The sequence below is a fragment of the Ruegeria sp. A5 genome, from assembly GCF_056543005.1.
In genome coordinates this window covers 772,899-786,295 of sequence record NZ_JBQGAV010000001.1, presented here as the reverse complement: position 1 = coordinate 786,295, position 13,397 = coordinate 772,899, and the positions used below count along the sequence as shown (strand labels likewise).

Here is a 13,397-nt window from a genome sequence, read left to right as displayed (position 1 = left end):
GGTTTTCCTGTGTTGAACCGGAGCCTTGGTTTCTGTAATCGGATAGGGTCCGCAAGGGGCCATGGCAAGAGGATGTGCATGTTGAAGGGTTTGAACAGGTTGAAACCAGCGTCGAAAACGCTTGTCTTTGCGGCCTGTCTGGCGGTCGTGGGCGCATGTTCACCAATCTTCAAGAATCACGGCTACGTGCCTCCGCCAGAGGATCTGGCCAAAATCAAGGTCGGCGTCGATACCCGCGATAGTGTTGAAGAAACCATCGGCGCGCCCAGCTCGGCGGGCGTGGTGCGGGATTCGGGCTATTACTATGTCGCCTCGCGCGTCCGTCATTATGGGCCCAAACGACCCGAGGTCGTTTCACGTGAACTGGTCGCGATCAGCTTTGATCAGCGCGGTGTCGTTCGCAATATCGAGCGGTTCGGCCTGGAAGACGGCTATGTCATCGTGCTGGATCGTCGCGTGACCGATTCCAACGTGGAAGACAAAGGCTTCCTGCGTCAGCTTCTGGGTAACATCGGCAACTTCAACCCGGCAAATATTCCTGGCGCAAACAACTAAAGCGACCAATTCTCTTGCAGTGGTCACAGGACAGTCACACATTCTGTAGTAAGGACCAGACAGATGTGACCGGTCAGCAACCGCAGGAGGATGCGACCATGGCGGTTTTGTTGGACAAGGGTCGATATCGCGCCCGCTTGGCGCAAACCGAGCAAGACGTGGCGGCGGCGCAGACGCTGAGGATGCTGACCTTTGCTACTGATGGTCAGGATTGTGATGCTTTTGATGCACGCTGCGCCCATGTTCTGGTCGAAGATCTGCAGGCCGGTGGGGCGTTGGTGTGCTGTTTCCGTATGCTGACAATGCAGGGCGGCTTTGAAATCGGACTCAGCTACTCGGCACAGTTCTATGACCTGTCGGCGCTACGCGATTTTACGGGACCGATGGTCGAGATGGGTCGGTTCTGTATTCACCCGGACTACAATGATCCGGATATCTTGCGTGTCGCGTGGGGCGCAATGACGGCGTATGTCGATCAGAACGGGATCGAAATGCTGTTTGGTTGTTCGTCATTCGCTGGAACCGAAACAGCCGAATATCTTGACGCTTTTGCGATGCTCAAACACCGACATCTGGCACCAAGGCGATGGTTGCCGCGAGTCAAGGCGCCGGATGTGTTTCGCTTTGCGGCGCGCTTGCGCAGACGCCCTGATGTAAAACAGGCGATGCTGAGGATGCCGCCCTTGTTGCGCACCTATCTGATGATGGGGGGGTGGGTCAGCGATCATGCGGTGGTGGACAGGCACATGAACACCCTGCATGTGTTCACCGGCCTTGAAATCGGAGCAATTCCCCCAGCTCGTAAACGGTTGCTGCGCGCGGTGGCTGGGTGATTTGAGTATCTGGGAAAAGGTGAAGTTGGGGCGTTGACGCCTTGCTTTGGCCGGTTTAGCTGGCGGGTATGGCGAGAATTCCTTTATTGCAAATGTCCGGTATCTCTCTGACGTTCGGGGGTGATCCGGTGTTTTCCGATCTGGACCTTGTGGTTCAACCCGGTGATCGCGTCGCGCTGGTCGGGCGGAACGGGTCAGGCAAATCGACCTTGATGAAAGTGATGGCCGGGCTGGTCGAGGCCGATCAGGGTGAAATCGTCATCCCTCCTGGTAAATCAGTGGGTTACATGGAGCAGGATCCCGGAATGCAGGGATTCGCGACGCTTGGAGACTATGCCTCAAGCGGGTTGGAACCGGGTGAGCTGTATAAGGTCGAACGCGCGGGCGAAGGGCTGAAATTCGACCCTGAGCGCGCGGTCGAAACCGCTTCGGGTGGGGAAAGGCGACGCGCCGCCTTGGCCAAGCTGATGGCCGAGGCGCCTGACTTGATGTTGCTGGACGAACCGACGAACCACCTGGATATCGAGGCGATTGCGTGGTTGGAGCGTGAGTTGGGCTCAACCCGTGCAGCCTATGTTCTGATCTCGCATGATCGCGCATTCCTGCGTGCGTTGACCCGTGCGACGCTGTGGATCGATCGCGGAGTTGTGCGGCGGCAAGAACAGGGCTTTGCGGCCTTTGAAAACTGGCGGGACAAGGTCTGGGAAGAGGAGGATCAGCAGCGCCACAAGCTGAACCGCTTGATCAAGTCCGAGGCGCGATGGGCCGTCGAGGGTATCAGCGCCCGCCGCAAGCGCAATCAGGGTCGTGTTCGGGCGCTACAAGCCTTGCGCGCCGAGCGTGCAGCGCAGATCAAACGTCAGGGATCGGCTGCCATGACGTTGGAATCCGGTCCGAAATCAGGGCGCAAGGTCATCGAGGCCAATGGCGTTTCAAAGGCATTTGACTCTCAGCAGATCGTGCGCAATTTCGATCTTCTGGTTCAGCGCGGTGACCGTGTGGCCTTTGTTGGGCCGAACGGTGTGGGCAAGACCACGTTGCTGAAAATGCTGCTAGGTCAGGTCGAACCGGACGAGGGTTCGGTGGTGCTGGGTACTAACCTTGAGATCGCCGTGTTCGATCAGGCGAGGGCACAGCTGGACCCGGAAATGAGCCTGTGGGACAGCTTGACCGGCGATCCCGAGATGCGAGTCTCGGGCAAGGCCGATCAGGTGATGGTGGGTGGCCAACCCAAGCATGTAGTGGGCTATCTCAAAGAGTTTCTGTTCGATGACGCGCAGGCAAGAGCGGCTGTTAAGTCCTTGTCCGGTGGGGAAAAAGCCCGGTTGCTGTTGGCGAAACTGATGGCGAAAACATCGAACTTGCTGGTGCTGGACGAACCGACCAACGATCTGGATGTTGAAACGCTGGATCTGCTGCAGGAATTGCTGGACGACTATGATGGAACGGTGCTGCTCGTCAGCCACGATCGGGATTTTTTGGATCGGGTTGCAACCACAACCATCGCCATGGAGGGCAACGGGCGCGCGACCGTCTATGCTGGTGGTTGGTCAGATTACATCGCTCAGCGAGGTGATATAGTTGCGAAAAAGGAAGAAAAAGCAAGGCCTTTAAAACCGAAAGTGAAGCAAGAAGCGAAGGCAAAAGCAGGGCTGTCGTTCTCGGAGAAACACCGACTTGAGAAGCTACCAGCAGAGATCGCGCGCCTTGAAGCCGAGATCGCCAAGCTCGAAGAACTGATGTCTGATCCTGAGCTGTTCACACGCGAACCGATCAAGTTCCAGAAGGCAACCGATGCCCTGGTCGAACGGCAGGAAAAACTGTCAGCGGCTGAGGAAGAGTGGCTGATGCTTGAAGAGAAGGCCGAAGCCGGTTGAGTCCGAGTTGTACAACCTCGATCGACTAGATTGTCTGAGTTGTACAAACCTATGCACCGGTTTGCGCGTGCTCAAATGGGGCGGGCAGGGTTACCGACAACAGTTGCTCCGGCGGGGACGTCCTTCGTGACGACACTGCCCGCGCCGACGATGGCGCGGTCTCCGATCGTGACGCCGGGCATTATGATCGCGCCGCCGCCGATCCAGACGTTTTCGCCGATTGTCACCGGGTGGTCGATTTCCAGACCCTGCGCGCGCAGGACTGGGTCTTTGGCGTGTTGGGCGCAATAGATCTGCACCGTGGGGCCGAGCATCGAGTCACTGCCGATGCGAACAGGCGCGGTGTCGAGAATGACACAGCCCGCATTCAGATACACCCGGTCGCCCAGCGACAGGTTCATTCCATAAGCGCAGTGGAACGGAGCCTCAAAATAGCAATCTTGCCCGATCCCCGCAAAGAGCGCCGCCAATTCGGGAGCTATAGCCCCTCGGTCATCGGGCGGGCAGGTGTTGTGAGCATGAACCGCGCGGCGTGCTTTCATGCGAAGCACTTCCAGTTCGGGGTCGAGGCAGCAATACCACTCGCCTGCCGCCATTTTCTGCCGCTCGGTCATGAAACCCGTCTTAGCGCATCCGCAGGGCACCGTCGATGCGGATGACCTCTCCGTTCAGGTAGCCCATCTCGACGATGAACCCGGCCAGACGACCGTATTCGCGCGGGTCGCCGAGGCGAGCAGGGTTGGGGACGTCCGCCGCAAGCTGTTGCTGCACCTCTTCAGGCAGGCCGGCCAGCATCGGGGTCATGAAGATGCCCGGTGCGATGGCCATCACACGGATACCAGTCGAGGCCAGATCGCGCGCCATGGGTAGCGTCATGCCGACCACGCCGCCTTTCGAGGCTGCATAGGCCGCCTGACCTTTTTGCCCGTCAAAGGCGGCGATGGAGGCCGTGTTGATAATCACGCCGCGTGCGCCATCCGGTTCAGGATCATTCTTTGCCATCTCTGCGGCAGCAAGACGTGAGACGTTGAAGGAGCCGACCAGATTGATGTCGATGGTACGCTGGAACGCCTCCAGAGGGTGCGGGCCGTCTTTGCCAACCGTTTTGGCTCCGATCGCGATCCCGGCGCAGTTCACGGCGGCGGTGATGCGACCCATCTTGTCCATCGCATGTGCAATCGCTGCAGCGACCGAGGCCTCATCCGTCACATCAGTTTGCGCGAAATGTCCGCCGATTTCAGCCGCGACTTGCGGGCCACGCTCGGCGTCGCGGTCAAGGATTGTGACCTGCGCGCCGTTCTCGGCAAAGTGACGGGCTGTGGCTTCACCCAGGCCGGAGGCTCCGCCGGTGATCACCGCAGCTGTGGTTGAGAGTTGCATGGCGGGTTCCTTCCTGATCTGAACACTTGTTCAGATAATCCCAACCATGGCCCTCTGTCCAGTCACAGCTTTGATCAATCAAGCCTGCTGCGCTGCTGCATCGGCGTAACGCCAAACGCAGCTCGGTACACACGCGAGAAATGGCCGGCGCTTTCGAAACCGCAGGCAAAGGCGACCTCGGTCACCGAAGATTCGGTCTGCAGCAGCAGATTGCGGGCGCGGTCCAGCCGCAATTCCATGAAGTATTTCTTGGGCGAGGTGTTCAGGAATTTCCCAAACAGACGCTCCAGTTGCCGGGTCGAGATTCCGATATCGCTGGCAATGACCGAGGGGGACAACGGGCTTTGGATATTGTCGGTCATGATGTGGATTGCCTTGGCCAGATGCGCGTTCCGCATCCCGTTGCGCGATTGCAGCGAGACGCGCTGATCGGCAGTGGCGTTGCGCACGGCGTTATAGACCATCTGATCGGCCACTGCGACCGACAGGTCGTGGCCGTGGTCGCGTTCGATCAGGTGCAGCATCAAATCGGCGGTCGCGGTGCCGCCCGAGGCGGTCATGTGTTTTTCGTCGGCGACAAAGACGCTGCGAACAAGGTTTATCTCGGGGAAGGCCTCCATGAAAGCATCATGGTATTCCCAATGGATCGCCGCCTGCATCCCATCCAAAAATCCGGCCTCGGCCAGCAGCCATGCACCGGAACACAAGGCGCTGATATTGGTGCCCCGTGCCCGCTCTCGGCGCAGGGTTGCGAGCAGCGGACGCGAGACGTGATTGCGCATGTTTATTCCTGACAGAACAAACAGTTGGTCGCATTTTGGGATAGATCTCAATCCGCCATGCACCAAAGTGACCGATCCGTTTGAACAGACCGCATGCTCAGCGTGTTCGGACAGGAAGGACCATCGATAAAGATCTTCCTCGGCCAGCAAATTTGCGATCCGCAATGGCTCGACCGCGCAGGAGAAGGCGAGATGCGAGAATTCCTCGACCAGTATGAAGGCGTAGTGCTGTGTTTGGCTCATCGATAGGACCGGAATCAGGGCGTTCTGACAGTTTTCTGCATGCTGCACGAAAACTAACTGTATACAACATGTATTTTTCTACGATACCAGAGGGCAAGCTATCGATTCGCGGGATCGTGATGAAGGGGATCGGATGAGGGACGAAGGGAAATCACCAAAAGAGGCGTTGGCTGAGCATCTGAAGATGTCGGTTCTGACCCTGCGTTTGCGTCCCGGAGAGGATTTGGACGAGGCGCAGCTGTCGCAGGCCTTTGGCCTGTCGCGCACGCCTTTGCGCGAAGTGTTCCGGCAGTTGGCCGGTGAGGGGTATCTGGACTTGCGCACCCATCGCGGGGCGCGGGTGTCAGAGATGTCTCATACCACGCTACGCGATTTCTTTCTGGTTGCGCCGATGGTCTATGGCGCGGTGCTGCGTCTGGCCGCGGCGAATGCGACGCACGATCAGATCGATCAGTTGAAAGAGGCGCAAGAGACGTTTCGGCAAGCCTTGCGTACAGGCTCGGCTGAGGAGCGGACGCTGGCCAATACCCGGTTTCACGAAGTGACCGGTGAAATGGCGGGGAATGTCTATCTATCGCCTTCGTTCAATCGGTTGTTAATCGACCATGCGCGGATCGGGATGACATTTTATCGCCCGCAGACCGCACAGATGACCGAGAACCTATCGCAAGCCAGCCATCAGCACGACGCCATCATCGCCGCCATCGAGGCGGGCGATGAGGCGGCTGCTGCGCAGCTAGCCGACGACCACTGGACCCTGTCACGCGATCAGATCGAGCTGTTCGTGATGCCCGAGGGGTTGGATTTTCAGCTGGGACAGGTCCCCGGCAAGACATCTGCATGAGGGAAACATGACTCCGATCTTCAGATTTGAGGGTATTTATACGCCGGTGGTGACACCCTACGCGGCGGATGGCGGCGTGAACTGGGACGCGTTGGCCGAGGTGATCGAGTACCTGATCGAACAGGGCGTACACGGCTTGATCTCGGGTGGATCGACCGGTGAGAACTATGCCCAGACCGTCGATGAACGGCTGCAACTGGCGCGGTTTACGCATGAACAGCTGACGGGACGTGTACCTTTGGTTGTGGGAACCGGGGCGATGCTGACCGGCGATTCCGTTGCGCTGGCTTCAGGTGCGCGCGAACTTGGCGCGGATGCGATCCTGTTGGCCAGCCCTCCGTATTCGGTGCCGACCGACCGTGAGAATGCGCTGAACGCTCTGGCTATCGACAAGGCGGCTGATTTGCCGGTGATGCTGTACAACTATCCGCACCGGACCGGCACGATGATGGGGGAAGAGTTCCTGGACCGTGTGGGCCGCAGCCGGAATTTCTGCGGCATCAAGGAAAGCTCGGGCGATATCAACCGGGTACATCTGCTGGCGCGGGATTATCCGCATATTCAGCTGGGCTGCGGCATGGACGATCAGGCGCTGGAGTTCTTCGCTTGGGGCGCGCCGTTCTGGGTCTGTGGCGGGTCGAACTTTTTGCCCGCCGAGCATGTGGCGCTGTATCAGGCCTGTGTGATCGAGGGCGACTTTGCCAAAGGCCGCCGCATCATGAGCGCGCTGATGCCGCTGATGCGGGTGCTGGAGCAGGGGGGCAAGTTCATCCAGACGATCAAGCATGGCGTCACCATGAATGGGATTGATGCGGGGATGGTGAGACCTCCGCTCAAAGGGTTGAATAAGGATGACAAACGCGCGCTGGAACAGGTGACGCGCGTTCTGAAACGCAAAATCGCAGATATTGTGGCGGAGGATTGAGGCATGAGCTTGCTGACGAAAGACGAATACGAATCCATCGCTGCGCATCTGGATTTGCCGACGGGCGCGTTCATCGACGGCGGATACCGCCCGGCAATCTCGGGGCAGGTGTTCGAGACCGTAAACCCGGCCACAGGGGCGGTGCTGACCAGCATCGCGGCCTGTGGTGCCGAGGATGTGGATTTCGCCGTCGAAAAAGCGCGTGAAGCGTTTGATGATGGGCGTTGGTCAAAGATGCACCCGTCAGATCGCAAGGATGTGCTGATCCGGCTGTGCAAGCTGATCACCCGGAATGCGCGGGAACTGGCGGTGATGGAGAGCATCGATAGTGGCAAGACGATCTTTGATTGCGAAACCGTTGATGTTCCCGAGACGATCCACTGCCTGAAATGGCACGCCGAGGCGATTGACAAGATCTATGATCAGGTCTCACCGGCCAGTGATGATCACATCGCAATGGTGGTGCGAGAACCCATCGGTGTGGTTGGGCTGGTCCTGCCGTGGAACTTCCCTCTGCTCATGCTGGCGTGGAAGATCGGGCCGGCTCTGGCGGCGGGTTGTTCAGTGGTGCTGAAGCCGGCGGCCGAGACTTCTCTGACCGCTTTAAAGGTGGCGGAGCTGGCGTCTGAGGCCGGGTTGCCGCGCGGTGTGCTGAATGTAGTGCCCGGCGGTGGTGCCGAGGTGGGCGAACCCATCGGGCGGCATATGGACATCGACATGGTGTCTTTTACCGGCTCGACCGTAACCGGAAAGAAGTTCCTGAGCTATTCCGCTGAAAGCAATGCCAAGGAAGTTGTGCTTGAAATGGGCGGCAAAAACCCGGCCATCGTCTTGCACGATGCGGAAAATCTGGATCGGGTGGCGGCGCATGTCGTCAATGGCGCATTCTGGAACATGGGCGAGAATTGCTCGGCCTCGTCGCGGTTGATCGTGCATAAGGACGTGAAGGCAGAACTGCTGGAACGGATCGCGCATCATGCCAAGCACTGGAATGTCGGCGACCCGTTGGACCCAGAGACCCGCATGGGCGCGCTTGTCAGCGAGGGGCATTATTCCAAGGTGTGCGGCTATCTGGATCAGGCCGAGACTGTGCTGATTGGTGGCAAGGCGGAGAATGGGTTTGTTGAAGCCACGGTGGTCGAGGTGCCCGGAAACGATGCCACGCTGGCGCGCGAGGAGATCTTTGGCCCGGTTTTGTCGGTGATCGAAGTTTCGGGCTTTGACGAGGCGATCAGCATTGCCAATGACACCGAGTATGGGCTGTGCGCCTCGATCTTCACGGCCAACGCCAAACGCGCGATCCGGGGTGCCCGGGCGATCCGGGCGGGTACCGTCACGATCAACAGCTTTGGTGAAGGGGATATCACCACACCCTTTGGTGGCTACAAGCAGTCAGGGTTTGGTGGCCGGGACAACTCGGTTCACGCCCATGATCAGTATACCCAGCTGAAAACCATCTGGATTGATCTGGCCGATGACGAAGATGAGGCGGTAGATTGACGATCTACACCGCCAAACGTTTGCCCCGGCAAACCGGCGTGGCAGGATGGAATGCCATCCTGCCTCTGCAGCAAGACCTGCCTCGGCTTGAGCAAGACCAGACCGCAGATGTGACCATCATCGGCGGTGGTTTTGCCGGGCTGTCCGCAGCGCTGAGGCTGCATCAGCTTGATCCGGCGCTGAAGGTTGTGGTGCTTGAGGCTGGGCGCTTTGCGGAAGGCTCTGCCGGGCGCAACTCGGGGTTCATGATCGATCTGCCGCATGACTTGGCCTCGGACAATTACGCCAGCGATGGGCTGGAGGCAGATCGGGCCACAATCGCGCTGAATCGCCAGGCGATTTCCTTTGCGACCCGGGTAGCCGCTGAGTGCGACCTGTCGCCGGAGATGTTCGACCCGTGCGGCAAGATCAACGCTGCTGCGACCGCAGCGGGTGATCGGCACAACGCAGACTACGCAGTGCATCTGGCGCGATTGGGAGAGCCCCACGAGCTTTATGATGCACAGCAGATGCAGGCGCTGACAGGCAGCCCGCATTACACATCTGGTCTGTTTGCGCCCGGGACGGTGATGATCCAGCCTGCAGCCTATGTGCGGGCTCTCTCAACGCATCTGGCTGGGCGGATCGGTGTTTATGAAAACTCTGCCGTGACAGGGTTTCGCAAACAAGGCGGTGGCTGGGTGGTCGAGACCGAACAGGCGCGGGTTTCGACGGGGCGGATCGTGATGGCAACAAATGGTCATCTGGAAAGCTTTGGGTTTTACCAGCGGCGTCTGATGCACATCTGCCTCTACGCGTCGATAACGGAACCACTGACGCCAGATCAGATCGCCACGCTGGGCGGACAGCCACGCTGGTCAGTAACGCCAGCGGATCCGATGGGCACTTCGGTCCGGCGGGTTTCGGGCAGTTATGGGGATCGCATTCTGATCCGGACCTGTTCAAGCTTTCATCCTGAAATCCACAGCAGCGATAGCCAGTTGAATCGGGCAGGCACGGTGCACGATCGTAAGTTTCAGGAGCGATTTCCCAACTTGCCGAATGTACAGATGCAGCACCGTTGGGCTGGGATGCTGTGCCTCAGCCGCAATGGCTCGGCCGCGTTCGGTGAGATCGAGCAGGGTGTATATGCCGCCTGCTGTCAAAACGGATTGGGTATAGCGCGAGGAACACTGCAGGGAATGGGCGTGGCAGAGCTTGTACTGGGAAAAGACTCCCAGATTGCAGATCATTTTCTGGCGCAACCGATACCACCGCGTTTGCCACCCGAGCCCTTCGCATCGGTTGGGGCCAATACGTATCTGCGCTGGAAAGAGTGGCGATCAGGGGCGGAATAGCATGCAGGCTGGTCAGGGCAGGCTGAGCTTTGCCATCCGTCCGCCATCGATCGTGTAAATTTGACCGGTGACAAAACCCGCTTCCTCGGCTGCCAAGAACGCGACCAGTGCGGCGACTTCTTTCGGGTCGCCGGTGCGGCCAACGGGATGAATGCGGGCGATATCCCGGCGGAATGCGCCAGGGTCGTTCATGCTCTCGATGAAATCGATGTTGAGGTCTGTGTCGATCCAGCCCGGTGCCACTGCATTGCAGCGAATGCCTTCTGCTCCGTGGTCCACGGCAACCGCGCGGGTCAGCCCATGCAGCCCGGCCTTAGAGGCGCAGTAGGCGGCGTGGCCGGGGTTGCTGCCCAACCCCTCGACCGAGCCGATATTGACGATGCTGCCCTTGGTTTTGCGCAGATGTGGCAGTGCAGCCTGGATCAGCAGGAACGGGGCGGTTAGGTTGACCATGAGGTTGCGTTGCCAATCTTCAAGCGGCATGTCGTTGACGGAGGCCTCCTGCATCATGCCTGCATTGTTGATCAGTACGTCCAGCTGGCCCGCGCTGTCCACAACCTGCTTGATGATCTGCGCCGGGCTTTCCGGGTTTGCAAAATCCGCCGGGATAGAGGGGAACTCATCATCCTTACCGCGCTGCGCAGTGTAGACATTAGCCCCTTCTTCGCGCAGCCTCCGGGCGATGGCTTGTCCGATGCCACTGCGGCCACCGGTCACGAGCGCTGTTTTTCCTGCAAATCTGTTCATTGCACAGGCTTGCCCCCATTCACTTCGACCAGAGCACCACACATGTAGCGCGCCGAATCCGAGGCGAGAAAAAGGATCACTTCCGCTATATCTTCGGGTTCGGCGATACGCCCTAAAGGCACCGACTTCCCAAGCTCGGCAATCGCCGTATCAGGATCGAACCCACGTTTGGCAAAGCCCGAACGCAGCATCGGCGTATTCACCTCATTCGGGCAAACGGCGTTGATGCGGATGCCCTGATGGGCGTGATCGTGCCCCATGCATTGGGTGAGGCTGGCAATGGCTGCTTTGGTCATGCAGTACACCGCATGATCCGGGCCAGGTCGAAGGCCCCAGCACGAGGCAGTGTTCACAATAGCACCGCCACCCGCCGCCGCCATGATTGGAATCGCAGCGCGGCAGATACGGAAAGGGGCCTCGACATTCACTCCGACGGACAGGGCCCAGTCCTCATCGGATGTTTCAGTCACCGGGCCGCGGGTGATCACGCCTGCATTGTTGATCACGATATCAAGACCACCCAGCGCCTGATGTGCGACCAAGGCCAGCCCGTCGCAATAGTCGGGATCGCGCAGATCGCCGGGCAGATGCGCCTCGGCTTCAAGGCTGCCCACATCGCGGTCAGCAACGGCCACACGCGCGCCTTCGGCCCGCAACTGGCTGACGATGGCCCCCCCGATCCCGCCCGACGCCCCGGTGACGAGTGCGGTTTTTCCAGCGAACCTCATTCGTGTGCCTCCCCGGGACTTAGTAGGATTGGTTCAACTCATCCGCCGCCGGGATCTCGCGCTCGCGCCGTGCGATGTAGTCCAGCAGTTCTTCGTTCTTGGCGATGTCGAGCGTTGGCTCCTGATACTCAGCCAGCAGCTTGCGGGCGTGTTTCAGGGCACGTTCGGTGATCTCGACACAACCTTCGGCCTGCCATTGCTCGATCGAGTTGTTGTCGAACATGTCGGGCATGAAGAACGCGCTTTGGAAATTGTCCTGCGTGTGGGGATGCCCCAGATAATGCCCGCCGGGTCCGATATCGCCGACGGCCGAGACGGCCTGATCGAAGTCGTGCCACTTCGGACCCTCAGCCATGCGATAAGCCATGGCACATTGTTCGGCGTCGACGATGAACTTGGCGGTCGAGCAGTGCATCCCAGCCTCGTTCCAGCCCGCTGAATGCCAGATGTAATTGGCCCCTGCATGGATCACCGCCTGCAGGGTGGTCGCGGATTCATAGCCTGCCTGCGCGTCGAACGTCTTGGCCCCACCCAGCGTGTTCGAAGTGCGCCATGGCACTTCGTAATACCGGGCCATCTGTCCGATCATGAAGTTCATCAGACTGATTTCGGGCGTGCCTGCCATCGGTGCACCGGATTTCATCGAGACGGTCGATAGGTAATGTCCATAGATCGCAGGCGCGCCCTTGCGGATCACCTGCGTATAGGCCAACGCGCTGAGCGCTTCGGCGTTCAGCTGCGCCACGGTGGCCGGGACACTGGCAGGCGTATTGGCCCCGCCCAGTACGAAGGGCGAGCACAGCACCGGCTGTTTGCGGCGGCAGAAGGCCCGCATGGCGCCCAACATGGTTTCATCCCAGACCAGTGGCGAGTTGCCGTTGCAGTTGCCGGTGGTGACAGGGTGATCCTCAAGGAAATCCTCGCCAAACAGGATGGAGCACATCTCCATGACATCTTCGGCATTCTTGGGGCTGGTGGTCATGCCCATGAAAGTTTTGTCCGAGTGTTTCATTGATGAATAAGTGATCCGCAGATGGCGCTGGCTGATCGGGTGATCATAGGGTTCCACGATGTGATGGGCCGAGGAATGCAGCGCGGGCAGCATATGGCTGAGCTTGTGGAACATCGCCAGATCATCCAGCGTCGGGTTACGGCGCACATCGTCCAGATCGCGCAGGAACGGCGCGCCGGTCATTGGCACGAAGATCGAGTGTTTGCCGCCCAACCGGACATTCTTTTTCGGATCGCGCGCGTGGTAGGTGAAATCTGACGGGATGGTCGCGATCAGCTCGCGCACCAGACCGCGATCCAGATAGACGAGTTCGCCTTCGACCTTGGCACCAGCCTTCTTCCAGTCTTTCAGCGCGATGGGGTCACGGAACTGGACACCCACGTTTTCCAGAATATCCATCGATGCCTCATCGATGCGTTCAACCTGCGCGCCGTCCATCACCTCGCATAACGGAATGCCGCGGGTCAGGCCCGGCAACATCTCAAAGTTCGGGGCGGTGCGCATGGCGCGGCGGGCCGAGCGCCCTCCGGTACGTGTGGCTGTGGCAGTTCTGGTCATATGGTGCCTCCTTCCGGTTCAGTGTGAAATGGAAGGGGTGGGGTGCACATGCAGGAATGCGAAAGACTGTTGCGAA

13 protein-coding genes are annotated in these 13,397 nt (G+C 59.3%); 7 read left to right on the top strand and 6 right to left on the bottom strand.

Going from position 1 to position 13,397, the window contains the following annotated elements; translation table 11 throughout:
* Positions 1-78: 78 nt before the first annotated feature.
* The 3 genes from ACR0AY_RS03970 (at position 79) to ACR0AY_RS03960 (ending at position 3,265) form a co-directional block, all read left to right on the top strand.
* Positions 79-555, top strand: a complete 477-nt coding sequence (locus tag ACR0AY_RS03970) for an outer membrane protein assembly factor BamE (protein WP_170509417.1) — start codon at positions 79-81, stop codon at positions 553-555.
* 98 nt (positions 556-653) lie between these two features.
* Entirely contained in the window at positions 654-1,388 is a 735-nt protein-coding gene (locus ACR0AY_RS03965) for a GNAT family N-acyltransferase (protein WP_170510766.1), read from the top strand.
* Positions 1,389-1,456: 68 nt separating this feature from the next.
* A complete protein-coding gene (locus ACR0AY_RS03960) occupies positions 1,457-3,265 on the top strand; it encodes an ABC-F family ATP-binding cassette domain-containing protein (protein WP_480453741.1) in 1,809 nt (602 codons plus the stop codon).
* Positions 3,266-3,336: 71 nt separating this feature from the next.
* Here the strand turns inward: ACR0AY_RS03960 and ACR0AY_RS03955 are convergent, their stop codons facing one another.
* From ACR0AY_RS03955 to ACR0AY_RS03945, 3 genes are all read right to left on the bottom strand, one after another.
* Positions 3,337-3,879, bottom strand: coding sequence for a sugar O-acetyltransferase (locus ACR0AY_RS03955; RefSeq protein ID WP_170509420.1), 543 nt, complete (start codon positions 3,877-3,879; stop codon positions 3,337-3,339).
* A gap of 10 nt (positions 3,880-3,889) precedes the next feature.
* On the bottom strand, positions 3,890-4,645 hold the full coding sequence (locus ACR0AY_RS03950; protein WP_170509423.1) for an SDR family NAD(P)-dependent oxidoreductase: 756 nt from the start codon (positions 4,643-4,645) through the stop codon (positions 3,890-3,892).
* Positions 4,646-4,719: 74 nt separating this feature from the next.
* On the bottom strand, positions 4,720-5,670 hold the full coding sequence (locus ACR0AY_RS03945) for a GlxA family transcriptional regulator (protein ID WP_170509425.1): 951 nt from the start codon (positions 5,668-5,670) through the stop codon (positions 4,720-4,722).
* Between the two features lie 133 nt (positions 5,671-5,803).
* Here ACR0AY_RS03945 and ACR0AY_RS03940 point away from each other — a divergent pair, with 133 nt between their 5' ends.
* From ACR0AY_RS03940 to ACR0AY_RS03925, 4 genes are read left to right on the top strand one after another with little or no spacing between them, the layout of a single operon-like run.
* Positions 5,804-6,514, top strand: coding sequence for a GntR family transcriptional regulator (locus tag ACR0AY_RS03940; protein ID WP_170509428.1), 711 nt, complete (start codon positions 5,804-5,806; stop codon positions 6,512-6,514).
* Between the two features lie 7 nt (positions 6,515-6,521).
* The gene (locus ACR0AY_RS03935) at positions 6,522-7,439 is read left to right on the top strand and encodes a dihydrodipicolinate synthase family protein (protein WP_170509431.1); all 918 of its coding nucleotides are present in this window, start codon (positions 6,522-6,524) and stop codon (positions 7,437-7,439) included.
* Between the two features lie 3 nt (positions 7,440-7,442).
* On the top strand, positions 7,443-8,939 hold the full coding sequence (locus tag ACR0AY_RS03930; RefSeq protein ID WP_170509434.1) for an aldehyde dehydrogenase: 1,497 nt from the start codon (positions 7,443-7,445) through the stop codon (positions 8,937-8,939).
* A complete protein-coding gene (locus tag ACR0AY_RS03925; protein ID WP_170509436.1) occupies positions 8,936-10,276 on the top strand; it encodes an NAD(P)/FAD-dependent oxidoreductase in 1,341 nt (446 codons plus the stop codon). The genes ACR0AY_RS03930 and ACR0AY_RS03925 overlap by 4 nt, the downstream gene beginning before the upstream one ends.
* A 12-nt stretch (positions 10,277-10,288) precedes the next feature.
* On the opposite strand, the gene ACR0AY_RS03920 is transcribed toward ACR0AY_RS03925, so the two are convergent.
* From ACR0AY_RS03920 to ACR0AY_RS03910, 3 genes are read right to left on the bottom strand one after another with little or no spacing between them, the layout of a single operon-like run.
* Positions 10,289-11,023, bottom strand: coding sequence for an SDR family oxidoreductase (locus ACR0AY_RS03920; RefSeq protein ID WP_170509439.1), 735 nt, complete (start codon positions 11,021-11,023; stop codon positions 10,289-10,291).
* The gene (locus ACR0AY_RS03915) at positions 11,020-11,751 is read right to left on the bottom strand and encodes an SDR family oxidoreductase (RefSeq protein ID WP_170509442.1); all 732 of its coding nucleotides are present in this window, start codon (positions 11,749-11,751) and stop codon (positions 11,020-11,022) included. The genes ACR0AY_RS03920 and ACR0AY_RS03915 overlap by 4 nt, the downstream gene beginning before the upstream one ends.
* Positions 11,752-11,770: 19 nt before the next feature.
* A complete protein-coding gene (locus ACR0AY_RS03910) occupies positions 11,771-13,321 on the bottom strand; it encodes a trimethylamine methyltransferase family protein (protein WP_170509445.1) in 1,551 nt (516 codons plus the stop codon).
* Positions 13,322-13,397: the final 76 nt, after the last annotated feature.

Excerpts from the sequence above, each read along its gene's own strand:
- ACR0AY_RS03970 (WP_170509417.1), top strand. The coding sequence starts at position 79 with ATGTTGAAGGGTTTGAACAGGTTGAAACCAGCGTCGAAAACGCTTGTC.
- ACR0AY_RS03965 (WP_170510766.1), top strand. The coding sequence starts at position 654 with ATGGCGGTTTTGTTGGACAAGGGTCGATATCGCGCCCGCTTGGCGCAA.
- ACR0AY_RS03960 (WP_480453741.1), top strand. The coding sequence starts at position 1,457 with ATGGCGAGAATTCCTTTATTGCAAATGTCCGGTATCTCTCTGACGTTC.
- ACR0AY_RS03955 (WP_170509420.1), bottom strand. The coding sequence starts at position 3,879 with ATGACCGAGCGGCAGAAAATGGCGGCAGGCGAGTGGTATTGCTGCCTC.
- ACR0AY_RS03950 (WP_170509423.1), bottom strand. The coding sequence starts at position 4,645 with ATGCAACTCTCAACCACAGCTGCGGTGATCACCGGCGGAGCCTCCGGC.
- ACR0AY_RS03945 (WP_170509425.1), bottom strand. The coding sequence starts at position 5,670 with ATGAGCCAAACACAGCACTACGCCTTCATACTGGTCGAGGAATTCTCG.
- ACR0AY_RS03940 (WP_170509428.1), top strand. The coding sequence starts at position 5,804 with ATGAGGGACGAAGGGAAATCACCAAAAGAGGCGTTGGCTGAGCATCTG.
- ACR0AY_RS03935 (WP_170509431.1), top strand. The coding sequence starts at position 6,522 with ATGACTCCGATCTTCAGATTTGAGGGTATTTATACGCCGGTGGTGACA.
- ACR0AY_RS03930 (WP_170509434.1), top strand. The coding sequence starts at position 7,443 with ATGAGCTTGCTGACGAAAGACGAATACGAATCCATCGCTGCGCATCTG.
- ACR0AY_RS03920 (WP_170509439.1), bottom strand. The coding sequence starts at position 11,023 with ATGAACAGATTTGCAGGAAAAACAGCGCTCGTGACCGGTGGCCGCAGT.
- ACR0AY_RS03915 (WP_170509442.1), bottom strand. The coding sequence starts at position 11,751 with ATGAGGTTCGCTGGAAAAACCGCACTCGTCACCGGGGCGTCGGGCGGG.
- ACR0AY_RS03910 (WP_170509445.1), bottom strand. The coding sequence starts at position 13,321 with ATGACCAGAACTGCCACAGCCACACGTACCGGAGGGCGCTCGGCCCGC.